We start from the raw sequence: 23766 nt of genomic DNA, 5'->3' as shown, positions 1-23766 counted from the left end.
CTCCTCTTCAACAACCGCATCTACGGCCTGACGAAGGGGCAGTACTCGCCGACGTCAGAGGTCGGCAAGATCACCAAGTCCACACCGATGGGTTCACTGGACGCCCCGTTCAACCCGGTGTCGCTGGCGATCGGCGCCGAGGCGTCCTTCGTCGCCCGCACGATCGACTCCGACCGCAAGCACCTCACCGAGGTGCTGCGCGCGGCCGCCGCCCACCCGGGCACGGCCCTGATCGAGATCTACCAGAACTGCAACATCTTCAACGACGGCGCCTTCGACGCCCTCAAGGACAAGCAGTCCGCCCAGGAGGCGGTGATCCGCCTGGAGCACGGGCAGCCCATCCGCTTCGGCACGGACGGCGCGCGCGGCGTCGTACGCGACCGCCTCACCGGCGACCTGAAGGTCATCGACGTGACCGCGGACAACGAGTCCGACATCCTCGTCCACGACGCCCACGCGTCCTCCCCCACCACGGCGTTCGCACTGTCCCGGCTGGCCGATCCGGACACCCTGCACCACACGCCCCTCGGCATCTTCCGCTCGGTCGAACGGCCCGTCTACGACGTGCAGATGTCCGAGCAGCTGGACACCGCGGTCGAGCAGCACGGCAAGGGCGACCTGGCGGCGCTGCTGGCCGGCGGGGACACCTGGACGGTTGTGGGCTGAGCTCCTGAGGTCACCAGTGGGGCCCGGACACGCCGTCCGGGCCCCACTTTCGTGTCTGTACCGGGGCTTTCGTGTCAGTACGGGGCCTTCGTGTCAGTACGGGGGCTTTCATGTCCGTACGGTGGTATTCGCGTCCATACGGTGGCATTCGTATTCGTACGGGGCTGGGGGGCTCAGGGGCCTTCAGGAGCGCTTCGCGTCGTCGTACGCCTTCCGGGCCCGCTCCACGTCCGCCATCCGCCGCTCGGTCCACAGCGCCAGGTCCCGCACCTGGCGGGCGGCCTCGTGGCCCAGGCCGGTGAGGGAGTAGTCGACGCGGGGTGGGATGACGGGCTTGGCGTCCCGGTGCACGAGGCCGTCGCGTTCCAGGGTCTGGAGGGTCTGGGTGAGCATCTTCTCGCTGACCCGGCCGATCGCGCGGCGCAGTTCGCTGAAGCGGTGCGGACGGTCCAGGAGCTGGATCAGGACTAGGACGCCCCAGCGGCTGGTGACGTGCTCCAGGACCAGGCGGTACGGGCACATCTCCGCGCCGACGACGTACTTCGCGGCGGCGGTACCGGCGTCCGGGGTACCTTCCGAGGTGCTTACGGTCATGCCAGTACCTTACTTCAAAGTGGGTACTTTCTTTTGGTTAGCGCACCTCCTAGGGTTAGTGGCATCCGCACCCCACAAGGAGATCGCACACCATGAGCATCGTTGTCACCGGAGCCACCGGACACCTCGGCCGTCACGTAGTGACGCAGCTGCTGGAGAAGGTCCCGGCCGATCAGATCACCGCCGTCGTCCGCGACGCGGCCAAGGCCGACGACTTCGCCGCCCGGGGCGTGAAGATCGCCGTCGCGGACTACAACGCCCCCGAGACCTTCGACGGCCTCTTCGCCGCCGGCGACAAGGTGCTGCTGATCTCCGGCAACGAGTTCGACAAGGGCCGCCCCGCCCAGCACAAGGTCGTCATCGACGCAGCCAAGGCGGCCGGCGTGGCCCTGCTGGCGTACACCAGCGCCCCGGGCAGCCTGAAGGCCTCGCTGGTGGACGACCACCGCGCCACCGAGGAGGCCCTGCTCGCCTCCGGCCTGCCGTACACCCTGCTGCGCAACGGCTGGTACCACGAGAACTACACCGAGAACCTCGCCCCGGTCCTGGAGCACAACGCCGTCGTCGCGGCCGCCGGCGAGGGCCGCGTCTCCTCCGCCTCCCGCGCCGACTACGCGGCCGCCGCGGCCGCCGTGCTGACCGGCGAGGGCCACGAGAACCAGACGTACGAGCTGGGCGGCGACGTCGCCTGGAGCTTCGCCGAGTACGCGGCCGAGCTGAGCGCGCAGACCGGCAGGGAGATCGCCTACAACGCCGTGCCCGGCGAGGTGCTCCAGGGCATCCTGACGGGCGCCGGCGTGCCGGAGATGTTCGCCGCGATCCTGGTCGGCGTCGACGCGTCGATCGCCAAGGGCGAGCTGGTCGTGGACTCCGGCGACCTCGCCCGCCTGGTCGGCCGCCCGACCTCCCCGATCTCCGAGGCGATCGCCGCCGCGCTCAAGTAGGCCTCCGGAGAGACAGCACCCCGGGCTGTCATGACCGTATACCGATACGGCCATGACAGCCCGGGGTGCTCGGCGCTACCTTCGTCCCGGCGGTGTACCGAAGCTGGGTGTGAGGAGGGCCGGTGGCCGACATATCGAAGGGCGAGCGGCGGACAGGACTGGTGAACGGCTTCGCGGCCTACGGCATGTGGGGACTGGTTCCGCTGTTCTGGCCGCTGCTGAAGCCCGCCGGGTCGGTGGAGATCCTGGCCCACCGGATGGTGTGGTCCCTCGTCTTCGTCGCCGTCGCACTCGTCTTCGTACGACGCTGGGCCTGGGCCGGTGAGCTGCTGCGGCAGCCGCGCCGGCTGGCCCTGGTGGCGGTCGCCGCCGCCGTGATCACCGTCAACTGGGGCGTCTACATCTGGTCCGTGAACGCCGGGCACGTGGTCGAGGCCTCCCTCGGCTACTTCATCAACCCCCTCGTCACCATCGCCATGGGCGTGCTCCTGCTGAAGGAACGGCTGCGACCCGCGCAGTGGGCGGCGGTGGGCATCGGTGTCGCCGCCGTCGCCGTGCTGACCGTCGGCTACGGGCAGCCGCCGTGGATCTCCCTCGTCCTCGCCTGCTCCTTCGCCACCTACGGGCTCGTCAAGAAGAAGGTCAACCTCGGCGGCATCGAGTCACTCGCGGCGGAGACCGCGATCCAGTTCCTGCCCGCGCTCGGCTATCTGCTGTGGCTGACCGGCCACGGCGAGTCCGGCTTCCTCGACCACGGCGCCGGGCACGCGGCCCTGCTGGCCTCCACCGGCATCGTCACCGCGGTCCCGCTGGTCTGCTTCGGCGCCGCCGCGATCCGCGTCCCGCTCTCCACGCTCGGCCTGTTGCAGTACCTGGCGCCCGTCTTCCAGTTCCTCTGCGGCATCCTCTACTTCCACGAGGCCATGCCCGCCGAGCGCTGGGCCGGCTTCGCCCTGGTCTGGCTCGCCCTCGCCCTGCTCACCTGGGACGCGTTGCGCACCGCCCACCGGGCCGCCCGGGCGCTCGCGGCGGCGCCCGTACCACGGCCGGCGGCCCCGGTCGCGGAGACTCCCGCAAGTCAGGTGTGACGGTCACAGCCGTCGGCTATAAGTGGGCCCCATGACGCAGACGCCCGCACCCCTGCACTGGAAGCTCGTCGTCGACGCCCGCGACCCGCACGCGCAGGCCGACTTCTGGGCCGCCGCACTGCACTACGTGGCCGAGGACAACAGCGCGCTCGTCGAACACCTGCTGGAAGTGGGCGCGCTGACCGGTGCGGCCACCGTGGAGTACCACGGCCGTGCCGCCTTCCGCGACCTGATCGCCGTACGGCACCCGGACGATCCGTACGACGAGGAGCGTGGCACGGGGCTGGGTCGGCGGGTGCTGTTCCAGCGGGTGCCGGAGGCGAAGTCCGGCAAGAACCGGCTCCACATCGACCTGCACGCCGGCGAGGGGCAACGGGCGGACGAGGTGGCACGCCTGGAGGCGCTGGGCGCGACCGTGGTGCGGCACGTCTCGGGGCCCTCCGGGGCATGGACCGTGATGGCCGATCCGGAGGGCAACGAGTTCTGCGTGCAGTGACGACGGCGCTCAGGCGTTCCCGGCCGCGCGGCGGGCGCGTTCCGTCAGGCGGGCCATCCGGGCCCGGGCCGACTCCAGTTCCTCGACGTCGTCGGCCGCCGGGCCGCCCTCGGCGGTGAGCCGCGTCCACAGGTCGATCAGCTCGCGGCCGAGGCGCAGCCCGTGCTCGGGGTCGCGCACCGCGCGCCAGGCGGTCGCCGCGCTCCGCACGTTCCCGTACGCCGCCTCGCCGTCCCGTGTCTGCCGACGTTGCCGGGCCAGGTCCAGGGAGAGGTGGAAGGCCCGCACCGGGTCACCCGCGAGGTAGGAGATGTACGCGGTCAGCTCGCCCAGGTGCAGCACCTCGGTGTGGCTGTCGCCGAGGGCCGCGGCGGCCTCGGCGGCGGTTCGCTCCGCGAGCTCGGCCGCCGCTTCGATACGGCCCGTGCGGACCGCTTCGTTGATCCGCGCCACCGGCTCGGTGAGCAGCGCGGCCCCTTCCGCCGTCAACGTCACGGGTTCGTCCCCGAGCACCTCCTCGGCGACCGCGTCGAAACCGCGGGCGGGGGTGGGGGCGGACCGGAGGTCGGGGTCGGGGTCGGAGTTCCGGTCCCGGTCCCGGTCGGCCACCGGCTCTTCGGGGGCGGGTACGGGGGCCGTCTCAGGGGCCGGGACGGGGCTCATCACGGGTGGCGGGCCGAAGACGCCGGTGGGCGGCTGGACGGTGCCCGCAGCGGACGGCAGGGGCAAAGCGGCGGCCGACGGTACGGGTGGTGTCGGCGGGGCGGCGGGTGGCTGCGGCACCGCCTGCAGAAGGACCGCCGAGGCGGCTTCCATCGCCGCGGGTTGTTCCGTCGCCGCGGGTTGTTCCGTCGCCGCGGGTTGTTCCGTCGCCGCGGGTTGTTCCGTCGGCTCGGTGGCCGGTGCTGCCAGCCGTACCGGGTCGCCGGTGAAGCTGCTGGAGCCGTCCAGGTTCACCTGGAGGGGGACGACGTAGCCGATGCGCGTGTCGTGGACGGTGGCGAGGACCGGGCGGCCTGCGGCGCGGGCCAGGCACTGGAGGTGGTTGAGGACCGCCTGCTGGGGTTCCTCACCGGGGCCGGGGAGCAGCGGTACGCCGTCCACGGACACGGCCGACCCGGCTACCCGGACGTCGACCGGTGCCAGGCGTCCCTCCTGCTGGACTTCCCGCTTCTCCTCGCGGCTGAGTCGGGACATCGGCCCTCATTCCCCCGGCACCATCCGGTCGTGCTCCGGTCGTACTCGTGCGTATGGTCCAGTCTCGCCGCTCTGCACGGCTCCCGCGTCACCATGACGTCACAGCCTCGCACCAGGAAGGGGCACCCGGCGGGGGCGGCGGCGGATGCCGACCGCACGGCCCGGCTAGGCGGTGATGTCCCTCGTCGTGAACCGCGCCCAGGCCGCCGATCCGAACACCGCCGTGTACAGGGCCTGCAGCTCCAGGTTCTTGACCAGGTCGTCCCAGTAGACGGGGTCGCGTATCAGGTCGGCGAAGGACAGCCAGTAGTGGGAGAACAAGTACGGCTGGAGCGCGTGCAGCTGGGGTATCTGGTCGAGGATCTGGACGGTGATGAGCAGGCCCACGGTCGTCGCCATCGCCGCGATGCCGCTGTTGGTCAGGGTGGACACGAACAGGCCGAGGGCGGCGACGCCGGCCAGGGACACGGCGACCACCAGGGCTATCAGCAGGGCGCGGCCGAGGCCGTCGGCGAAGGAGATCCGGGTGCCGGAGATCGTCGTCAGGTCGCCGAGCGGGAAGAGGAGCGCGCCGACGGCGAGCGCGGAGGCGGCCACCACCAGGGTCGCGACCAGGCAGAAGGCCATCGTGGTCGCGTACTTGGTGAGCAGCAGGCGGGTGCGGCCCGCTGGGGCGACCAGCAGATAGCGCAGGGTGCCCGCGTCGGCCTCGCCCGCGATCGCGTCCCCGGCGACCACTCCGACGGCCATCGGCAGGAAGAACGGGAGAGTCGCGGCCAGCGCCGTGAACACCAGGAACAGTCCGTTGTTGGTGACCTGGGTGATGAAGGCCGGGCCCTCGCCGCCGCGGCCTGCCTGCCCGCCGCCCCGCGTCTCGATCCTGACCGACACGCCGACGAGGACGGGCACCGCCGCCAGTACGCCCAGCAGGGCGACGGTGCGCCAGCGCCGGAACGTGGTGACGAGCTCGCTGCGCAGCAACCCGAGGCTCCACACCGGGTTCGGCCGGACGGCCGCCGGGTCCGCGACGGCCAGGTCAGCCCGCGACATCGAAACCCTCCCCGGTCAGTGCCACGAAGGCGTCCTCCAGCGAGGCCCGTTCCACGGTGAAGCCGCGGACCCGGACGCCCGCCGTGACGAGCGCCGCGTTCACCTCGGCGAGGTCGCGCTCGGGCGGCTCGCCGGTCACCCGGTCCTCGGCGGCGACGACGTCCGCGACGCCCTGTTCCTTGAGCACCCGGGCCGCCTCCACGGGGTCCGGGGTGATCACCACGAGCCGGCCGCGGGCCCCGGCCGCCAGGTCGGCGACCGCGCCCTGGGCGATCAGCCGGCCCTGGGCCATCACGGCGGCGTGGGTGCAGACCTGCTCGATCTCGTCGAGGAGGTGGGAGGAGAGGAACACGGTCGTGCCGTCCTCCGCCAGTTCCCGCACCAGGGTGCGGATCTCCCGCATGCCCTGGGGGTCGAGGCCGTTGGTCGGCTCGTCCAGGACCAGCAGCTTGCGGGGCTGGAGCAGCGCGGCGGCGAGGCCCAGGCGCTGCTTCATGCCGAGGGAGTAGGCCTTCGCCTTCTTCGCCGCGGCGGCCGCCAGGCCCACCCGGTCCAGCGCGGCCTCGACGCGTGCGCGCCGGGTGCGGGGGTCGGCGGTCGGGTCGGCGGCGTCGTACCGCAGCAGGTTGTCGCGGCCGGAGAGGAAGCCGTACAGCGCCGGGCCCTCGATGAGGGCGCCGACCTGGGGCAGTACGACGCGGGAGGCGCGCGGCATCGGGTGGCCGAGGACGCGGGCCGTGCCCGAGGTGGGCTCGATCAGGCCCATCAGCATGCGGATGGTGGTGGTCTTGCCGGAGCCGTTCGGGCCGAGGAAGCCGAAGACGCTGCCCGCGGGGACGGTCAGGTCGAGACCGTCCACGGCGAGCTGTCCGCCGCGGTAGCGCTTGGTGAGGCCGTGGGTGTCGATGACACCCGCTCCCACCGGGGCGTCGGCCTCCGGTTTCCCGGCGGCCCCGAGGGCCCCGGCTTTCTCCGGGTCCTCCGGCTGCCGTTCCGTGGCGGACGGTCGGTCCATCGGCTCCCTCGATTCCTCGTGCGGCAAAGGGTACTTACCGCCCCGCGCCGCAACCGCACGGCCCCGGACTAGCCCGCGTTCGCCGCCTTCACCAGCGCCGCCTTGTCCACGGCACCGACGTACACCTTGCCGTCGTCCGTGATCAGGGCGTTGATCAGCCGGGTGGAGAAGACGGTGCCCTTGCCGAACTTGCCGGAGACGGGGTCGCCGAGCGAGCCGAGGAAGCCGCCCAGGTCGCCGCCACCGGAGGCGGAGCCGCTGGGCAGGCCACCCTTGCTGCCGGTGTCGAGGACGGCTATGGAGTTCCAGCCCTTGCCGAGGACCTTGAAGCCGGACTCGTCGAGGCCCTTGGCGGAGCCGTGGCCGGGCGTCTCGGAGGACTTGCCGCCCTGGTCCGCCCCGCTGCCCTCGCGCGTCTTGCCGGCCTTGCCGGCCTTGTCGGCCTTGTCGGCCTTGTCGCCCTCGGTGACCTTGGCACCCTTGGGCGGGGTGAAGTCGAAGGTGGAGGCGGCCGGCTTCGCGAAGCTGACCTGGGTGTAGCCGACGTCGACCACGGCCGCGCCGCCGCTCGACGGCGTGAGCGTGAACTTCAGCGGTGTGCCGGTCCTGGCGTCCACCGCGATGCTGATCGCGCCGGCCGTCGTACCGGACTGCTTGGGCTTGATGACGAGCCGGTAGGCGTCGCGGCCGGCGACCTGGGCGGTGCCGTCGACGGTCACCGAGGTGGTGCCGTCGACCGACTTGAGGAACTCGTCGGCGAAGTCCTTGGGCGTGGCCGGTACTTCGTGCTGCTCGGCCTTGCCGGAGTCGGCGGCGGTGGAGTGGTAGACCTCGTTGGACTTGCTGTCGTAGCCCCACACGTCGGTGCCGTTGTGGATGAGGCTGTACTCGGCGCCGCTCTCCAGCACCGACACCTTCTGCTTCTCGGGGCCGTCGGCGGCCACTCGCAGGGTGTGCACGCCGGAGGCCAGCTCGGTGAGCTTGCCGGTCGGGTCGGCGGACGAGCCGCCGCCGCTGCCCTGGGTCGCCCCGGACAGCAGGCTGCTCTCCAGACCGCCGAGGTCGGGCAGGCCGAGGTCGGTGCTGATCTTCACGGTGCCGGACAGTTGCTGCACGTCCGACTTGGCGATCTTGTCGATGAGTTCCTGCGCGGTGATCTTCGGCAGGTCGGGGTCACCGGAGTCGGCGAGCGCCGGGACCAGGCCGATGGTGGCCGCGGCCACCCCCACCACCGCGAGCGGGACGCCGTACCGTGCGGCCTTGCGACGCCGCTCGGCTCGCAACTCGTCGCGCAGCTCGTCGTCGGCCTGCGCGGCCCCCGTGCTGTCGTCGGATTCGTACGGTGCCATGTGTGCCTTACCTCCGTCGTCGGCGGCGGCCGTCCTCGCACGTGTCCCACCCTGAGCCGCCATTCTCACCCGAACCGGTGAGTGGTGGTGATTTCCGTGGTTTCCATCTCACCAAATGGGGCGCGCGGAAGCGTCAGACCACGGAGCCAACTCCATGTACACCTGCGGTATGACACAAGGGTGGAGGCGCCTTCCGTGACCCGTAGGGGTCGTACGGCGAAGGCGCCTCCTGTCACGTGCCGTAGGGCGCGACCGCTGCGGGGCCGGCAGGGCCCGCCGGAGTCATCCGGCGCGGTGCACCACCGCGTCGCACAGCTCCACCAGCGCGGCCTTCGGATCGCACTCCGGGAGCGGAGCCAGCACGGCCCGCGCCTCCTCCGCGTACCGGACCGCGTCCCGGCGAGCCAGCTCCAGCGCGGGATGCGCCCGGAGCGCCGCCAGGGCCTCCGCGTGCCGCGCGTCGTCCGTGAGGTCGGAGTCCAGCAGTTCGCACAGGGCGATGTCCTCGGCCAGCCCCAGCCGGGCCGCCCGTTCCCGCAGCCGCAGCACCGGAAGCGTGGGCACGCCCTCGCGGAGGTCGGTTCCCGGGGTCTTCCCGGACTCCTGGGAGTCGGAGGCGATGTCCAGGACGTCGTCGGCGAGCTGGAAGGCGACACCGAGACGTTCGCCGTACTGGGTGAGGACGTCGACGACCGTCTCGTCGGCGCCGGACAGCATCGCGCCGAAGCGGCAGGAGACAGCGACCAGCGAGCCGGTCTTGCCGCCCAGCACGTCGAGGTAGTGCTCTACCGGGTCACGGCCGTCCGTCGGACCCGCCGTCTCCAGGATCTGGCCGGTCACCAGCCGTTCGAACGCGAGGGCCTGGACCCGGACCGCCTCGGGACCGAGGTCGGCGAGGATCTGGGAGGCGCGGGCGAAGAGGAAGTCACCCGTGAGGACGGCGAGCGAATTACCCCAGCGGGTGTTGGCGCTGTCGACACCGCGTCGCACGGAGGCCTCGTCCATGACGTCGTCGTGGTAGAGCGTGGCCAGGTGCGTGAGCTCGACGACGACGGCCGACGGCACGACACCCGGCGCGTACGGGTCGCCGAACTGCGCGGCGAGCATCACCAGCAGCGGACGGAACCGCTTCCCCCCGGCCCGTACGAGGTGCTGCGCGGCCTCCGTGATGAACGGGACCTCGCTCTTGGTGGCTTCTAGCAAGCCTTCCTCGACAGCCGTCAATCCGGCCTGGACATCGGCTTCCAGAGCCTGGTCCCGCACGCTCAGCCCGAACGGCCCGACGACGGTCACGAGGGGTCTCCTGTCTGCTGGTGTCTACTGGCGATTACACGGTTTGTCGATAGGTCGCTGCCATCACTCAAGTCAGCGTATCCGGTCAGGTTTCGATCACCGATAGCGCCCACGGTTACACCCCGGGCGCTATCGGATCACGACCGTTATGTTTTTGATCAGCCGATACGACCCGACATCCACTGACTTAACAGGAAGTGCGGACAGTTGTCCCGAACCATGGCGCAGGCCGTGTCCCGCACCGGGGCGGACGCCGGGTTCGAGCCCGGGGACGCGCCCGGCGTCCCGTCCCGCGACGAGTCTCCCGACTGACTGCTGCCCGGAAACCGCCCTTTCTCTCCCGGCTCTCCCGGCTCTCCCGGCCGACATCACCTGCCCGGGCGTACCCCCTCCGCCGGCCGTCGAAGCCGACGGAGGCACCCGATGCGCGCACGGCGACACCTCGCGCACCTCCGCACGCCCTTCTTCCACGAGATCACGCACGACGCCCTCCGCCTCCCCTTGATCTGCATCCCCTCGATCGGAGCGGCCATCACGGCCCGCGTCACGGACGACCACCATGACAACGACACGCACCGCAGCGGAGGTTCCGCCCTCGCGGCGGACACGCGCCCCGGAGGAGGCTCCCGGGGGCCCGCCCCCCACCCCCAACATGACGAGCGTCACGTACCCACCCCACGGCCACCGGGTGCTCCGGAGGGTTGAGGGGGGGCCGAGCGGCGAGGCGGACTCGCGCCGGACACAGACCAGCAATTCGGACTTATGGCTGAAATTGACCCTAATGTCGCCCATTCCATCACTCCGAAGCGGGCGATTCATGCAAATGCGGGCGGGGTTTTAAAATGTTGAACCCTGAAATAGACGGATTCCATGAATCCCTCATGTCTGATTTGCGGTTATTGCGTTCCCGTGAAGTAGGTCACGTGACCTGGGCGACACCAGGCCACAAGCCGCCCCGTTCTTCCCTTTACCCGTGGGCCAGTTGAGGATTGGCGACCGCAAAGGATCAAGTACCACATACGCCTCAGTTCAAGGTCAATCGGTGTGTTCTGTGAATCGACCACTTGTTTCGGACATGTGCTCTCGCATACGTTCCCGCTCGCCGGGCGGACGCCGAATCCTGCCGCCGCCCGTCTTGACCCATCGACGAGTCCATTCGCAGGCAGGAGCGGGGGAACCAGGTAAGTCGCCGGACCGGGCGGCCGACGTCACCAACAGACGTCGTTCCGGAACGGCTAGGGGTGAAGTCGCATCGTCTTCGGGCGGTGCGGCCGGGCACTCCCCGGGCCCGAACCCGACAGCTCACCTCGCAGGCGACGGAGAGGAACTTCGCCATGCCTGCTGCCGTTCAGAACCGCCGTACCCGCATCGCCCGCACGCTCGTCGTCGCCTGCACCGGCGCCGCCCTCCTCGGCCTCCCGCTCATCGGGGCGACCGCCGCCTCCGCCGCCACCTCCTCCACCACCACGGCGGCCTCGACGACCCTCGCCGGGTACCCGAACAACCTCGACGGCTGGATCCGCGAGTCGCTCGCGATCATGTCGGAGAAGCACATCCCGGGCACCTACAACGGCATCTACCGCAACGTGATGCGGGAGTCCTCCGGCAACCCGAGGGCCATCAACCTCTGGGACTCCAACGCGGCCGCCGGCATCCCCTCCAAGGGCCTGCTCCAGGTGATCGCCCCGACGTTCAACACCTACCACGTGGCCGGCACGTCGTTCGACATCTACGACCCGGTCGCGAACATCACCGCCGCCTGCAACTACGCCGCCGCGCGGTACGGCTCGATCGACAACGTGCACGGCGCGTACTGATCGACGCCCCGCGTCAGTCGAAGAGTCTTTCGAGGACGACGGCGATGCCGTCGTCCTCGTTCGACGTGGTGATCTCGTCGGCCAGCGCCTTGAGTTCGGGGTGGGCGTTGCCCATCGCCACCCCGTAGGCGGCCCACTCGAACATGGGGATGTCGTTGGGCATGTCACCGAAGGCGATGGCCTGTTCGGAGTTCAGTCCCAGATGGTCGGCGGCCAGCGCGAGCCCGGTCGCCTTGGTCACCCCGCACGGCTGGAGCTCGACGGTCCCCGGCCCCGACATGGTGACCGTCGCCAGCGATCCGACCACCGAGCGGGCGGTGGCCGCCAGTTCGTCGTCGGACAGGGTGTGGTGGCGCAGCAGCACCTTGCTGATGGGCGCGCACCACAGGTCGTCACGCCGGGCGACGCGCAGCGCGGGCAGGGTGGGGTGGGGCATCAGATAGCCCGGCTCGATGAGCGTGAGCCCGTCCACGCCGTCCTGGTCGACGGCCGCGTACACCTGGCCGACCTCGGCCTCGATCTTGCCGAGCGCGGTCTCCGCCAGCTCCCGGTCCAGGGTGACCGACCACAGCAGCCGGTCCGCGCCGGCGTCGTACACCTGCGCGCCCTGGCCGCAGACCGCGAGTCCCGTGCAGCCGAGGTCGTCGAGGAGGGGGCGCACTCTCGGCGCGGGGCGGCCGGTCACCACGAGGTGCCGGGCACCGGCCCGGCCGGCCCGCGCGAGTGCGGCGAGCGACCGTTCCGAAAGGGTGTCGTCGGCACGCAGCAGCGTGCCGTCCAGGTCGGTGGCGACCAGTGAGTACGGGGAGGGTGCGACCATGATCAGAGAATACGGACAGCACGTCCCTGCGACTCACCACGTGTTTCGGCCTCAAGTGGCGCCCGCTGTCGCCGTGCTGGGGCCGGTTGACGCCTTTCGTCCTGTGCCGGTCCACGGCGACCGTCCGCACCCGCTCCGGTTCGGGCACCGGTCTCTGCTGGAACCACTCGCCATGGCCGACGAAGGCCTCCACCGGTTCGATGCCCTCGTCCCGGTCAGCGGACAGTCGCCGAACTTGACGATCGGGCCCGGCACGTCCCGGTCCGCCTCGAACGGCACGCTGACGGCATTCCTGGCCACGGGTCCCCCCACGGGTCCCCCTACGAACCGGACCCACCCCGCCCGTGTCCCCCAAAGGACGCCAAGCCGGAATCGACCACTCCGACAAGGCGTATCGGGACATTGCGAACTCTTTAGACACTGCCACGACAGTCGACTCACCCGTAACGTGTGGCGCGACCACATGGAATGCCGCGCAACGCCATAGAGACGTCGCCACATGGTCGGCCCCGTGCGGCACGGATGAGAGTGAGGCAGTCACCCCATGCCCCCCTTGCCCCCTTTCGAGGTCCCCGAGGGTGACCCCTTCGGCCCGCACAACCTTCCGTACGGCGTGTTCTCGACCTCCGGGAGCGCGGAACGGAGGGTCGGCGTCCGCCTCGGAGACCACGTCCTCGACGCCGGCGCCGCGGCCCTCGCGCTCGGCTCCCCGTACGCCTCCCTGCTCGCCCGCCCCACCCTCAACCCGCTGCTGGCCGCGGGCCGCACCGCCTGGTCGGACGTACGGCGCGCCCTGACCGCCTGGGTGACCGTGCCCGCGCACCGCGAGACGCTCACCCCCCTTTTCCACCCGCTGCCCGAGGTGACCCTGCACCTCCCGTTCGAGGTCGCCGACTACGTCGACTTCTACGCCTCGGAGAACCACGCCCGAAACGCCGGCCGCATCTTCCGCCCCGACGCCGCCGAACCGCTCACCCCCAACTGGAAGCACCTGCCGATCGGTTACCACGGCCGCGCGGGCACGGTCGTGGTGTCCGGGACGGACGTCGTACGGCCGTCGGGACAGCGGAAGGCGCCGTCGGACCCGGCACCGGTGTTCGGCCCGTCGGCACGGCTGGACATCGAGGCCGAGGTCGGTTTCGTCGTCGGTACGCCGTCGGCACAGGGCAGGCCGGTGGCGCTGGCCGACTTCAGGGAGCACGTGTTCGGCCTGTGCCTGCTGAACGACTGGTCGGCGCGGGACATCCAGGCCTGGGAGTACGTCCCGCTCGGCCCGTTCCTCGGCAAGTCGTTCGCCACCTCGGTCTCGGCGTGGGTCACTCCCCTGGACGCGCTGGAGGCGGCACGGGTCGCCCCGCCGAGGCGGACGCATCCGCTGCTGCCGTACCTCGACGACGCGACCGAGGAGCCCGCCGGTTACGATCTGCGGATCTCGATCGCGATCAACGGGCACACGGTGTCCGAGCCGCCGTTCTCCACCATGTACTGGACCGCCGCCCAACAACTCGCCCACATGACGGTCAACGGCGCCTCCCTGCGCACCGGAGACCTGTACGGCTCCGGCACGGTGAGCGGCACGGAGCCCGGGCAGCGCGGGTCGCTGCTGGAACTGACCTGGAACGGACGCGATCCCCTCGAACTCCCGGACGGAAAGCGGACATACCTGGAGGACGGCGACGTGGTGACGCTGTCGGGGTGGGCCCCGGGGCCGGGCGGCAGCCGCGTGGGGCTCGGGGAGGTCGGGGGGCGGATCGTGGCGGGGTGAGGGAGACGGCCGGGACGGCCCTGCTCACCGAGGCGAGCAAGGACTTCGTGACCGGGCGCGGGCGGCGGGAGCCGCGGGCGGGCAGGCACCGGAGGCGTCGCGGGTGCCGGCCCCTCGCCAACCGCCGGGCCCACGAGGGGGCGCCCGGATCGTCGTCGACACCTGACTCCGGGCACCCCGCACCGTCATACTGACGGGACACGCACCATGCGATGCGCCCGCACGCGCACCATGCGAAGCGTCGGCGCGCGCATCACATGAGTGCCGGCGCACGCGCCATGTCCACGCGGCGGCGTATCACCCCCGCACCACCACCGTCACACGTCTCCGATCAGGAAACGGAGCCCGCCCCGGCATGACCGTCTGCCTGCTCCTGCTGACCGCCGTCGCCCTGACGGCCGCCGTACCCGCGCCGCGCGCCCTGGTGCGGTCCCTGTGGCCGGAGCGGGAACCGGTGGTCGGGCTGTGGGTGTGGCAGTGCCTGGTCGCCACCGTGCTGATGTGCTGCCTGGCCGCGCTGGCCCTGGGCGCGGCGGCCGTCTTCCACACGGTGCGCGACCGGGTGTTCGCGCCGGCGCCACCGGCGGTCACCGCCGCCTACGACCTCTCCGTCGCACCCCTGTGGGCGGTCGCGCTCACGGTCCTGCTGGCGTCCGGGGCCGCGTGGACGACGGCGATGCTCGCCCGCGAACTGGTCGAGGCCCGACGGCACCGGGACCAGACCCGCGCACACCTGCGCGAGCGGGCACCCGAACTGCCGGCGGGGCTGCCCACGGCACGCGGACCGATGCTGGTGCTGGAGGACGAGTACCCGGACGCCTGGTGGATGCCCGGCCACCCGCCGCAGCTGGTCGTGACCACGGGGGCACTGCACCGCCTCACCGACCACCAGCTCGACGCCGTGCTCACCCATGAACGGGGCCACGCCCGCGCCCACCACGACTGGCTGCTCCACCTGTCCAGCGCCCTGGCCACGGGCTTCCCGCGGGTTCCGCTCTTCTCGCACTTCTGCGACCAGACCCACCGGCTCGTCGAACTCGCCGCGGACGACACAGCGTCCCGCCGCTGCGGCCACCTCACCACCGCGCTGGCCCTGATCGAACTGAACCAGCACCGCGGGGTCCTGTCCTGCGCATCGAGCCGCCGGCTGCTGGGCGAACGGGTCGACCGCCTGCTGGAACCGCCCCCACGGCTGCTGCGCCGCCAGCGGGCCCTCACAACGACGGTGGCCGCCCTGGTCCCCCTGCTCCCGCTCCTGATCACGTTCGCACCGGGGCTGACCGCGCTCGGCTAGATCGTCGGCCAGATCGTCTCATCCGGATCGGCGCGGTGTCCGGGTGCGCGGGAGGCCGATGCGCCGCGGCGCGGATCGAGATGCCGTTGCTCCGCCGTTTTCAGGAGCGCAGCCGTCTCTCACCGCCACCGCAGGTCCCGCACCGCCCTATGCCCGGTCCCCCCTATGCCCAGTCCTCCGGTTCCGGCTCCGCGTCCATCTCGGGCCAGTGGTCCTCGTCCCCGGTCCCCGGTCCCGCGGGAGCCGGGGCGGCCGGCGTCCTGAGGGCGGCCAGCACCCCGAGCACGCCCTCTCCGTACGTCATGAGCTTCTTCTCACCGACGCCGCCGACGGTGGCGAGTTCGGCGATGGACTCGGGCCGCCGGCCGACGATCTCCCGGAGGGTGGCGTCGTGGAAGATCACGTACGCGGGTACGCCCTGTTCGCGGGCCTGCTCGGCGCGCCAGGCGCGCAGGGCCTCGAAGGCGGGCAGCAGTTCCTCGGGCAGCTCTGCCACAGCCGCCTTCGCCTTGCCCTTGCCGGAGGAAGAGGAACCGGAGGCACCGGAGCTCCCGGACCCGCGCGAGACCGCCGGCTTCTTCGGCTCCTTGCGCAGCGGGACCTCCCGCTCGCGCCGCAGTACCGACCCGCTGGCTTCGGTGAGCACGAGGGTGCCGTACTCGCCCTCGACGGCGAGCAGCCCCTGGGCGAGCAGTTGCCGGACGACGCCTCGCCATTCGCCTTCGTCGAGGTCGGTGCCGATGCCGAAGACGGACAGCTGGTCGTGATCGAACTGTATGACCTTGGCGGTGCGCTTGCCGAGCAGGATGTCGACGATCTGGACGGCGCCGAACTTCTGCCCGCGTTCGCGCTGAAGTCGTACGACGGTGGAGAGGACCTTCTGGGCGGCGACGGTGCCGTCCCAGGTCTCGGGCGGGGTGAGGCAGGTGTCGCAGTTGCCGCAGCCCGCCGGGTCGGGGTCCTGGCCGAAGTAGTTGAGGAGTTGCCCGCGGCGGCACTGGGCGGTCTCGCACAGGGCGAGCATGGAGTCGAGGTGGGCCTGTGCACGGCGCCGGAAGGCCTCGTCTCCCTCACCGGACTGGATGAGTTTGCGCTGCTGTATGACGTCGTTGAGGCCGTAGGCCATCCAGGCGGTGGAGGGCAGACTGTCGCGGCCGGCCCGGCCGGTCTCCTGGTAGTAGCCCTCGACGGATTTGGGCAGGTCGAGGTGGGCGACGAAGCGGACGTCGGGTTTGTCGATGCCCATGCCGAAGGCGATGGTGGCGACGACGACCAGGCCGTCCTCGCGCAGGAAGCGGGACTGGTGGGTGGCTCGGGTGCCCGCGTCGAGGCCGGCGTGGTAGGGGACGGCGTCGATGCCGTTGCGGGTCAGGAACTCGGCCGTGGCCTCGACGGACTTGCGGGAGAGGCAGTAGACGATGCCGGCGTCGCCCTCGTGTTCCTGGCGGAGGAAGGTGAGGAGCTGTTTCTTGGGGTCGGCCTTGGGGACGATCCGGTACTGGATGTTGGGCCGGTCGAAGCTGGCCACGAAGTGCCGGGCCGCCGGCATGTGCAGTCGCTGGGTGATCTCCTGATGGGTGGCGTGGGTGGCGGTGGCCGTGAGCGCGATGCGCGGGACGTCGGGCCAGCGCTCGCCGAGCAGGGAGAGGGCGAGGTAGTCGGGGCGGAAGTCGTGGCCCCACTGGGAGACGCAGTGTGCCTCGTCGATGGCGAAGACGGCGATCTTGCCGCGGGCGAGCAGGTCGAGGGTGGAGTCCAGGCGGAGCCGCTCGGGGGCGAGGTACAGCAGGTCGAGTTCGCCCGCGAGGAACTGGGCCTCGACCACGCGCCGCTCGTCGAAGTCCTGCGTGGAGTTGATGAACCCGGCGTTGACGCCGAGGGCGCGCAGGGCGTCCACCTGGTCCTGCATGAGGGCGATCAGTGGCGAGACCACGACGCCCGTACCGGGTCTGACCAGGGCGGGAATCTGGTAGCACAGCGATTTTCCGCCGCCGGTCGGCATGAGGACGACGGCGTCGCCGCCCGCCACCACATGTTCGATGATCGCTTCTTGCTCGCCCCGGAAGGCGTCGTACCCGAAGACCCGGTGCAGCGTGGCCAGTGCCTCGCTGTCCGCCGGTCCGTGCGCCTGTGGCGCCCCCGGCGTCTCGGTCGTCCCTGGCATCTCGTCGGTTCCGCCTGTCCCGCCCATCGTCGTGTCCCCCGTACGTCGTCCTTCGACCACTGCCTCCACGATAGGGGTCCGGACCGACAGCGCCGGAGTTATCCACAGGCTGGCCGCCCGGGAAGGGGCTGTGGGGTGCGGGGGCTCCCCCGTCCGGCGGTGCCCTCAGGCCTTTGGCGGTGTCCTCACGCCTTTGGTGGTCTCCAGCCCTTTGGCGGTCTCCAGCCCTTTGGCAGTCTTCAGCCCTTTGGCGGTCCTCGCGTGGCGGCCCGGAACCGGCGCGGGCCATGCTGCACGGGCGGGGCCGGGGAGGCCCGCGCTGTACGGAGGCGTCGCGTTCGCGTGCCTCTTCCGCCCCAAGGAGCATCAGGATGTCTCTCACGTCCCGCACCGCCGGCGCCGCTCTGGCGGTGGCCGTGCCGTTCGCTCTGGCCGCGGTGCCCGCCGACGCGGTTCCGGTCCCCGATCGCGACCCGTTCGTGTGGACGGATCTGACCCCGACGTACACGGCGACGGCGGACTACCAGTACGAGCCGTTCGCGCTCACGGACGGGTACGCACGGGCCGACACCTGCGACCGGACCAGCCAGGGAGGCGCGGGCTACCACTACGTCAAGGCCGCCGGCCTCGGCAGTCTGGACCCGGCCGAGCCCGCGGGTCTCCTCTACGAGACCGACGCCGGCGGCGGGCGTGCCCTGGTCGGGGTGGAGTGGATTGTGCGGGCGGACAGCGGCGGCACCCCGCCCACGTTGTTCGGGCAGCCGTTCCAGGGCCCGATGACGGTTCCCGGTGTCAAGGGGCCCGTGTACACGTTGCGCGCCTGGATCTGGAAGGAGAATCCGAGCGGTCTGTTCGCGCCGTGGAACCCGACGGTGACGTGCTCGTAGTGCCCGTACCCGTGTCCATGTCCGTGGCCCTGGCCCTGGGCCTGGGCCGGGGCCGGGGCCGCGGACGGTCACCGGCATCCGGGACCGCGTACGCGCGCGTGGGCCCCGGCTCCCGCTGCGAGGAACCGGGGCCCGGGGCCGTACGGCATCTGTCAGCGCACGAAAACTCCCGCCTGGCTGGCGAGGTTCAGGAAGTACTGCGGTGCCACACCGAGGACCAGGGTGACCGCCACGCCGAGGCCGATGGCCGCCATGGTGAGCGGTGACGGCACGGCGACCGTCGGTCCCTCGGGGCTCGGCTCGCTGAAGAACATGAGCACGATCACGCGGATGTAGAAGAACGCGGCGATCGCCGACGAGATCACACCGATCACGACCAGCGGGACCGCGCCGCCCTCCGCCGCCGCCTTGAACACCGCGAACTTCCCTGCGAACCCGGAGGTCAGCGGGATGCCCGCGAAGGCCAGCAGGAACACGGCGAAGACGGCTGCCACGAGTGGCGAGCGGCGGCCGAGGCCTGCCCACTTGGACAGGTGGGTCGCCTCGCCGCCCGCGTCGCGGACCAGAGTGACCACGGCGAACGCGCCGATGGTCACGAAGGAGTACGCGGCCAGGTAGAAGAGAACCGACGACACGCCGTCCTTCGACGTCGCGATGACACCGGCGAGGATGAATCCGGCGTGCGCGATCGACGAGTACGCGAGGAGCCGCTTGATGTCGGTCTGGGTGATCGCGACGATCGCGCCGCCCAGCATGGTGATGATGGCGACGCCCCACATGACCGGCCGCCAGTCCCAGCGCATGCCGGGCAGGACCACGTACAGCAGCCGCAGCAGGGCGCCGAAGGCGGCGACCTTGGTGGCGGCGGCCATGAAGCCGGTGACCGGGGTGGGCGCGCCCTGGTAGACGTCGGGCGTCCACATGTGGAAGGGGACGGCGCCGACCTTGAAGAGCAGGCCCATGACGACCATGGCGGCGCCGATCAGGAGCAGCGCGTCGTTGCCCATGGTGTTGGCGAGGGCCGGGTCGACGTTGGTGACGGTGCCGTCGACGACCTGGGCGATGGTGGCGTACGACACCGAGCCGGCGTAGCCGTAGAGCATGGCGATGCCGAACAGGGTGAAGGCGGAGGCGAAGGCGCCGAGCAGGAAGTACTTGACGGCGGCTTCCTGGGACATGAGGCGCTTGCGCCGGGCCAGGGCGCACATCAGGTAGAGCGGGAGGGAGAAGACCTCCAGGGCCACGAAGAGCGTCAGCAGGTCGTTGGCCGAGGGGAAGACCAGCATCCCGGAGATGGCGAAGAGCAGGAGCGGGAAGACCTCGGTGGTGGTGAAGCCGGCCTTCACCGCGGCCTGCTCGCTGTCGCTGCCGGGCACGGAGGCGGCCTGGGCGGCGAAGGAGTCGACCCGGTTGCCGTGGGCGGCGGGGTCGAGGCGGCGTTCGGCGAAGGTGAACAGGCCGACGAGGCCGGCGAGCAGGATCGTTCCCTGGAGGAACAGGGACGGTCCGTCGACGGCGATGGCGCCCATGGCGGCGATGCGTGCCTTGGTGGTGCCGTATCCGTCGGCGGCCAGGGCGACGACCGCCGCGAAGGCGGCGCACAGGGCGACTGCGGAGACGAACACCTGCGCGTAGTAGCGGAACTTGCGTGGGACGAACGCCTCGACCAGCACGCCGACGATCGCCGCGCCGATGACGATCAGGGTGGGCGACAACTGCCCGTATTCGATCTTCGGCGCGTCGATCTTCGAGATCGGTTCGGCCGCGGTTGTCCACAGGCTGTGGACGGCTGCTGCGCTCACTTGGCCGCCTCCACTGCTGGCTTGGGGTCGGTCTTGTGTACGTCCGACATGGTCTGCTTGACCGCCGGGTTGACGATGTCCGTGACGGGCTTCGGATAGACGCCCAGGAAGATCAGCAGGACGATCAGCGGGGCGACCACGACGAGTTCGCGTACCTTCAGGTCGGGCATCGCGGAGACCGCCGGTTTCACCGGGCCCGTCATCGTCCGCTGGTAGAGGACGAGAGTGTAGAGCGCGGCGAGGACGATGCCGAAGGTGGCGATGATCCCGATCACCGGGTAGCGCGTGAACGTGCCGACCAGGACGAGGAACTCGCTCACGAAGGGGGCGAGGCCGGGCAGGGACAGGGTGGCCAGGCCGCCGATCAGGAAGGTGCCGGCGAGCACCGGGGCGACCTTCTGCACACCGCCGTAGTCGGCGATGAGCCGCGAGCCGCGCCGGGAGATCAGGAAGCCGGCGACCAGCATCAGCGCGGCGGTGGAGATGCCGTGGTTGACCATGTAGAGGGTGGCGCCGGACTGGCCCTGGCTGGTCATCGCGAAGATGCCCAGGATGATGAACCCGAAGTGCGAGATGGACGCGTAGGCGACCAGACGCTTGATGTCGCGCTGCCCGACGGCGAGCAGTGCCCCGTAGATGATGCTGATCAGGGCGAGGACGAGGATGGTGGGCGTCGCCCACTTCGAGGCCTCCGGGAAGAGCTGGAGGCAGAAGCGGAGCATCGCGAACGTGCCCACCTTGTCGACGACCGCGGTGATGAGAACGGCGACGGGGGCGGTGGACTCCTGCATGGCGTTGGGCAGCCAGGTGTGCAGCGGCCACAGCGGCGCCTTCACCGCGAAGGCGAAGAAGAAGCCGAGGAAGAGCCAGCGTTCGGTGCTGGTGGCCATGTGCAGCGTGCCGTTCGCGCGGGCCTGCGCGATCTCGGTGAGCGAGAAGTTCCCGGCGACGGTGTACAGGCCGATCACCGCGGCCAGCATGATCAGGCCGCCGACCAGGTTGTAGAGGAGGAACTTCACGGCGGCGTACGACCGTTGCGTCGAGGCCGCTTCTTCGCCCTGCGCGTGGGCGCGGTCCCCGAAGCCGCCGATGAGGAAGTACATCGGGATGAGCATGGCTTCGAAGAAGATGTAGAAGAGGAAGACGTCGGTGGCCTCGAAGGAGATGATCACCATCGCCTCGACGGCCAGGATCAGGGCGAAGAAGCCCTGGGTGGGCCGCCACCGCTTGCTGCCGGTCTCCAGGGGGTCGGCGTCGTGCCAGCCCGCCAGGATGATGAACGGGATCAGCAGGGCCGTCAGCGCGAGCAGGGCGACCGCGATGCCGTCGACACCCAGCTCGTACCTGACTCCGAAGTCCGCGATCCAGGCGTGGGATTCGGTGAGCTGGTAGCGGGCGCCGCCAGGGTCGAAGCGGACCGTGACGACGATCGCCAGGACGAGCGTGGCGAGCGAGACCAGCAGCGCGAGCCATTTGGCGGCGGTGCGCCGGGCGGCCGGTACGGCGGCCGTGGCGACCGCCCCGGCGGCCGGGAGGACCGCCGTCGCTGTCAGCAGGGGAAAGGACATCGGTATCAGACCGCCCTCATGAGCAGGGTCGCGGCGACCAGGAGGGCAGCGCCGCCGAACATCGAGACCGCGTACGAGCGCGCGTAGCCGTTCTGCAGTCTGCGCAGCCGGCCGGAGAGCCCGCCGAAGCCGGCCGCCGTGCCGTTGACGACGCCGTCGACCAGGGTGTGATCGACATACACCAGGGAGCGGGTGAGGTGTTCGCCGCCGCGGACCAGGACGGCGTGGTTGAAGTCGTCCTGGAGGAGGTCGCGGCGGGCCGCGCGGGTGAGCAGCGAACCGCGCGGGGCGACGGCGGGGACGGGACGGCGGCCGTACTGCAGGTAGGCGATGCCGACGCCGATGACCAGGCAGACCATGGTGGCGCCGGTGACCGCGCCCGCGCTGAGCGGGGAGTCGCCCTCGCTGTGCCCGGTGATCGGCTCCAGCCAGTGCAGGAAGCGGTCTCCGATGCTGAAGAAGCCGCCGGCGAAGACCGAGCCGATCGCCAGGGCGATCATCGGGATGGTCATGACCTTCGGGGACTCGTGCGGGTGCGGTTCAGCGTGCTCGCCGCGGTGTTCGGCGGCGGGTTCGGCGCTGGGTGCCTCCGGGGAGCGGGTGGGCTGGTTGCGCCAGCGTTCCTCGCCGAAGAAGGTCATCAGCATCACGCGCGTCATGTAGAAGGCGGTGATGGCCGCGCCGAGCAGGGCGCAGGTGCCGAGGATCCAGCCCTCGGTGCCGCCCTTGGCGAACGCCGCCTCGATGATCTTATCCTTGGAGAAGAAGCCGGACAGGCCCGGGAAGCCGATGATGGCGAGGTAGCCGAGGCCGAAGGTGACGAAGGTGACCGGCATGTACTTGCGCAGGCCGCCGTACCTGCGCATGTCGACCTCGTCGTTCATGCCGTGCATGACGGAGCCGGCGCCGAGGAACAGGCCGGCCTTGAAGAAGCCGTGCGTCACCAGGTGCATGATCGCGAAGACGTAGCCGATCGGGCCGAGGCCGGCGGCGAGCACCATGTAGCCGATCTGCGACATGGTCGAGCCGGCGAGGGCCTTCTTGATGTCGTCCTTCGCGCAACCGACGATCGCACCGAAGAGGAGGGTGACGGCGCCGACGACGGTGACGACGAGCTGTGCGTCGGGGGCCGCGTTGAAGACGGCTCCGGAGCGGACGATGAGGTAGACGCCGGCGGTCACCATGGTCGCCGCGTGGATGAGGGCGGAGACCGGGGTGGGGCCTTCCATGGCGTCTCCGAGCCAGGACTGCAGCGGTACCTGGGCGGACTTGCCGCAGGCGGCCAGCAGCAGCATCAGGCCGATCGCGGTGAGCCTGCCCTCGGAGGCGTCGGTGGCGTGGCTGAGGACCGGGCCGAAGGCGAACGTGCCGAACGTCGTGAACATCAGCATGATCGCGATCGACAGCCCCATGTCGCCGACGCGGTTGACGAGGAAGGCCTTCTTGGCCGCCGTCGCCGCGCTGGGCTTGTGCTGCCAGAAACCGATCAGCAGGTAGGAGGCGAGGCCGACGCCCTCCCAGCCGACGTACAGCAGCAGGTAGTTGTCGGCGAGGACGAGCAGCAGCATCGCCGCGAGGAACAGGTTGAGATAACCGAAGAAGCGACGGCGGCGTTCGTCGTGCTCCATGTACCCGACCGAGTACAGGTGGATGAGTGAGCCGACGCCGGTGATCAGCAGGACGAACGTCATCGACAGCTGGTCGAGGCGGAAGGTGACATCCGCCTGGAAGCCGGCCACCGGGACCCAGGTGAACAGGTGCTGCATCAGGGTGCGGTCCTCGGCGTTCCTGCCGAGCAGGTCGGCGAAGAGGATCACGCCGAACACGAAGGACGTCGTCGACAGGAGTGTGCCGATCCAGTGGCCCACGGCGTCCAGGCGGCGGCCGCCGACCAGGAGGACGGCCGCTCCGAGCAGAGGCGCCGCGATCAGCAGCGCAATCAGGTTCTCCACGATTC

At 70.7% G+C, this 23766-nt stretch carries 19 protein-coding genes and 1 riboswitch; of the genes, 8 read left to right on the top strand and 11 right to left on the bottom strand.

Going from position 1 to position 23766, the window contains the following annotated elements; translation table 11 throughout:
* The coding region (locus AB0P24_RS16220) for a thiamine pyrophosphate-dependent enzyme (protein ID WP_365794323.1) at nucleotides 1–666 on the top strand (666 nt) is incomplete at its 5' end.
* 183 nt (nucleotides 667–849) lie between these two features.
* On the opposite strand, the gene AB0P24_RS16215 is transcribed toward AB0P24_RS16220, so the two are convergent.
* Nucleotides 850–1188 carry a helix-turn-helix domain-containing protein gene (locus AB0P24_RS16215; protein ID WP_365794335.1) on the bottom strand — a complete coding sequence of 113 codons (339 nt, stop codon included), beginning with the start codon at nucleotides 1186–1188 and terminating at the stop codon, nucleotides 850–852.
* Nucleotides 1189–1352: 164 nt separating this feature from the next.
* Between AB0P24_RS16215 and AB0P24_RS16210 the strand changes: the two genes are divergently transcribed.
* The 3 genes from AB0P24_RS16210 (at nucleotide 1353) to AB0P24_RS16200 (ending at nucleotide 3788) form a co-directional block, all read left to right on the top strand.
* Nucleotides 1353–2204: an SDR family oxidoreductase gene (locus AB0P24_RS16210; RefSeq protein ID WP_365794321.1), complete on the top strand. Its 852-nt coding sequence runs from the start codon at nucleotides 1353–1355 to the stop codon at nucleotides 2202–2204.
* Between the two features lie 122 nt (nucleotides 2205–2326).
* Complete coding sequence (rarD, locus tag AB0P24_RS16205; RefSeq protein WP_365794319.1) at nucleotides 2327–3292, top strand: EamA family transporter RarD; 966 nt, start codon at nucleotides 2327–2329, stop codon at nucleotides 3290–3292.
* Between the two features lie 31 nt (nucleotides 3293–3323).
* Nucleotides 3324–3788: a VOC family protein gene (locus AB0P24_RS16200; protein ID WP_365794317.1), complete on the top strand. Its 465-nt coding sequence runs from the start codon at nucleotides 3324–3326 to the stop codon at nucleotides 3786–3788.
* A 9-nt stretch (nucleotides 3789–3797) separates the two neighbouring features.
* Here the strand turns inward: AB0P24_RS16200 and AB0P24_RS16195 are convergent, their stop codons facing one another.
* From AB0P24_RS16195 to AB0P24_RS16175, 5 genes are all read right to left on the bottom strand, one after another.
* Nucleotides 3798–4985 carry a tetratricopeptide repeat protein gene (locus AB0P24_RS16195; protein ID WP_365794315.1) on the bottom strand — a complete coding sequence of 396 codons (1188 nt, stop codon included), beginning with the start codon at nucleotides 4983–4985 and terminating at the stop codon, nucleotides 3798–3800.
* Nucleotides 4986–5150: 165 nt separating this feature from the next.
* A complete protein-coding gene (locus AB0P24_RS16190) occupies nucleotides 5151–6035 on the bottom strand; it encodes an ABC transporter permease (RefSeq protein WP_365794313.1) in 885 nt (294 codons plus the stop codon).
* Nucleotides 6022–7050, bottom strand: coding sequence for an ABC transporter ATP-binding protein (locus tag AB0P24_RS16185; protein WP_365794311.1), 1029 nt, complete (start codon nucleotides 7048–7050; stop codon nucleotides 6022–6024). Before AB0P24_RS16185 ends, AB0P24_RS16190 begins: the two co-directional genes overlap by 14 nt.
* 68 nt (nucleotides 7051–7118) lie before the next feature.
* The gene (locus AB0P24_RS16180; RefSeq protein WP_365794309.1) at nucleotides 7119–8399 is read right to left on the bottom strand and encodes a DUF2092 domain-containing protein; all 1281 of its coding nucleotides are present in this window, start codon (nucleotides 8397–8399) and stop codon (nucleotides 7119–7121) included.
* A gap of 282 nt (nucleotides 8400–8681) precedes the next feature.
* Nucleotides 8682–9692: a polyprenyl synthetase family protein gene (locus AB0P24_RS16175; RefSeq protein ID WP_234533956.1), complete on the bottom strand. Its 1011-nt coding sequence runs from the start codon at nucleotides 9690–9692 to the stop codon at nucleotides 8682–8684.
* A 1134-nt stretch (nucleotides 9693–10826) separates the two neighbouring features.
* A riboswitch (cyclic di-AMP (ydaO/yuaA leader) is annotated at nucleotides 10827–11021 on the top strand.
* 5 nt (nucleotides 11022–11026) lie between these two features.
* On the opposite strand from AB0P24_RS16175, the gene AB0P24_RS16170 reads away from it, so the two are divergent.
* Nucleotides 11027–11509, top strand: a complete 483-nt coding sequence (locus AB0P24_RS16170) for a transglycosylase SLT domain-containing protein (protein ID WP_365794307.1) — start codon at nucleotides 11027–11029, stop codon at nucleotides 11507–11509.
* Nucleotides 11510–11522: 13 nt separating this feature from the next.
* On the opposite strand, the gene AB0P24_RS16165 is transcribed toward AB0P24_RS16170, so the two are convergent.
* Nucleotides 11523–12329 carry an HAD family hydrolase gene (locus AB0P24_RS16165; RefSeq protein ID WP_365794305.1) on the bottom strand — a complete coding sequence of 269 codons (807 nt, stop codon included), beginning with the start codon at nucleotides 12327–12329 and terminating at the stop codon, nucleotides 11523–11525.
* Between the two features lie 553 nt (nucleotides 12330–12882).
* Between AB0P24_RS16165 and fahA the strand changes: the two genes are divergently transcribed.
* Entirely contained in the window at nucleotides 12883–14094 is a 1212-nt protein-coding gene (fahA, locus tag AB0P24_RS16160; RefSeq protein WP_365794333.1) for a fumarylacetoacetase, read from the top strand.
* 355 nt (nucleotides 14095–14449) lie between these two features.
* Entirely contained in the window at nucleotides 14450–15388 is a 939-nt protein-coding gene (locus AB0P24_RS16155) for a M56 family metallopeptidase (RefSeq protein ID WP_365794303.1), read from the top strand.
* 163 nt (nucleotides 15389–15551) lie between these two features.
* Here AB0P24_RS16155 and recQ read toward each other — a convergent pair whose 3' ends face one another.
* Nucleotides 15552–17552, bottom strand: a complete 2001-nt coding sequence (gene recQ, locus AB0P24_RS16150) for a DNA helicase RecQ (protein WP_365794301.1) — start codon at nucleotides 17550–17552, stop codon at nucleotides 15552–15554.
* A gap of 371 nt (nucleotides 17553–17923) precedes the next feature.
* Here recQ and AB0P24_RS16145 point away from each other — a divergent pair, with 371 nt between their 5' ends.
* Nucleotides 17924–18439, top strand: a complete 516-nt coding sequence (locus AB0P24_RS16145) for a hypothetical protein (RefSeq protein WP_365794299.1) — start codon at nucleotides 17924–17926, stop codon at nucleotides 18437–18439.
* Nucleotides 18440–18591: 152 nt separating this feature from the next.
* On the opposite strand, the gene nuoN is transcribed toward AB0P24_RS16145, so the two are convergent.
* The 3 genes from nuoN to nuoL are packed head-to-tail and all read right to left on the bottom strand — an operon-like array spanning nucleotide 18592 to nucleotide 23761.
* Nucleotides 18592–20241 (bottom strand): NADH-quinone oxidoreductase subunit NuoN, encoded by a 1650-nt coding sequence (gene nuoN / locus AB0P24_RS16140; protein ID WP_365794297.1) that lies wholly within the window; start codon nucleotides 20239–20241, stop codon nucleotides 18592–18594.
* Complete coding sequence (locus AB0P24_RS16135) at nucleotides 20238–21809, bottom strand: NADH-quinone oxidoreductase subunit M (RefSeq protein ID WP_365794295.1); 1572 nt, start codon at nucleotides 21807–21809, stop codon at nucleotides 20238–20240. Before AB0P24_RS16135 ends, nuoN begins: the two co-directional genes overlap by 4 nt.
* A 5-nt stretch (nucleotides 21810–21814) precedes the next feature.
* Nucleotides 21815–23761, bottom strand: a complete 1947-nt coding sequence (gene nuoL / locus AB0P24_RS16130; RefSeq protein ID WP_365794293.1) for an NADH-quinone oxidoreductase subunit L — start codon at nucleotides 23759–23761, stop codon at nucleotides 21815–21817.
* Between the last annotated feature and the right edge of the window lie 5 nt (nucleotides 23762–23766).

It is taken from the genome of Streptomyces sp. NPDC086519, from assembly GCF_040686075.1.
Classification (GTDB): domain Bacteria; phylum Actinomycetota; class Actinomycetes; order Streptomycetales; family Streptomycetaceae; genus Streptomyces; species Streptomyces shenzhenensis.
Note: the sequence above shows the minus strand (reverse complement) of the source record. Positions and strands in the feature narration are given on the sequence as shown.

Coding starts and splice junctions, on each gene's coding strand:
- AB0P24_RS16215 (WP_365794335.1), bottom strand. CDS start 1,188: ATGTGCCCGTACCGCCTGGTCCTGGAGCACGTCACCAGCCGCTGGGGC.
- AB0P24_RS16210 (WP_365794321.1), top strand. CDS start 1,353: ATGAGCATCGTTGTCACCGGAGCCACCGGACACCTCGGCCGTCACGTA.
- AB0P24_RS16200 (WP_365794317.1), top strand. CDS start 3,324: ATGACGCAGACGCCCGCACCCCTGCACTGGAAGCTCGTCGTCGACGCC.
- AB0P24_RS16195 (WP_365794315.1), bottom strand. CDS start 4,985: ATGTCCCGACTCAGCCGCGAGGAGAAGCGGGAAGTCCAGCAGGAGGGA.
- AB0P24_RS16190 (WP_365794313.1), bottom strand. CDS start 6,035: ATGTCGCGGGCTGACCTGGCCGTCGCGGACCCGGCGGCCGTCCGGCCG.
- AB0P24_RS16185 (WP_365794311.1), bottom strand. CDS start 7,050: ATGGACCGACCGTCCGCCACGGAACGGCAGCCGGAGGACCCGGAGAAA.
- AB0P24_RS16180 (WP_365794309.1), bottom strand. CDS start 8,399: ATGGCACCGTACGAATCCGACGACAGCACGGGGGCCGCGCAGGCCGAC.
- AB0P24_RS16170 (WP_365794307.1), top strand. CDS start 11,027: ATGCCTGCTGCCGTTCAGAACCGCCGTACCCGCATCGCCCGCACGCTC.
- AB0P24_RS16165 (WP_365794305.1), bottom strand. CDS start 12,329: ATGGTCGCACCCTCCCCGTACTCACTGGTCGCCACCGACCTGGACGGC.
- AB0P24_RS16155 (WP_365794303.1), top strand. CDS start 14,450: ATGACCGTCTGCCTGCTCCTGCTGACCGCCGTCGCCCTGACGGCCGCC.
- recQ (WP_365794301.1), bottom strand. CDS start 17,552: ATGCCAGGGACGACCGAGACGCCGGGGGCGCCACAGGCGCACGGACCG.
- AB0P24_RS16145 (WP_365794299.1), top strand. CDS start 17,924: ATGTCTCTCACGTCCCGCACCGCCGGCGCCGCTCTGGCGGTGGCCGTG.
- AB0P24_RS16135 (WP_365794295.1), bottom strand. CDS start 21,809: ATGTCCTTTCCCCTGCTGACAGCGACGGCGGTCCTCCCGGCCGCCGGG.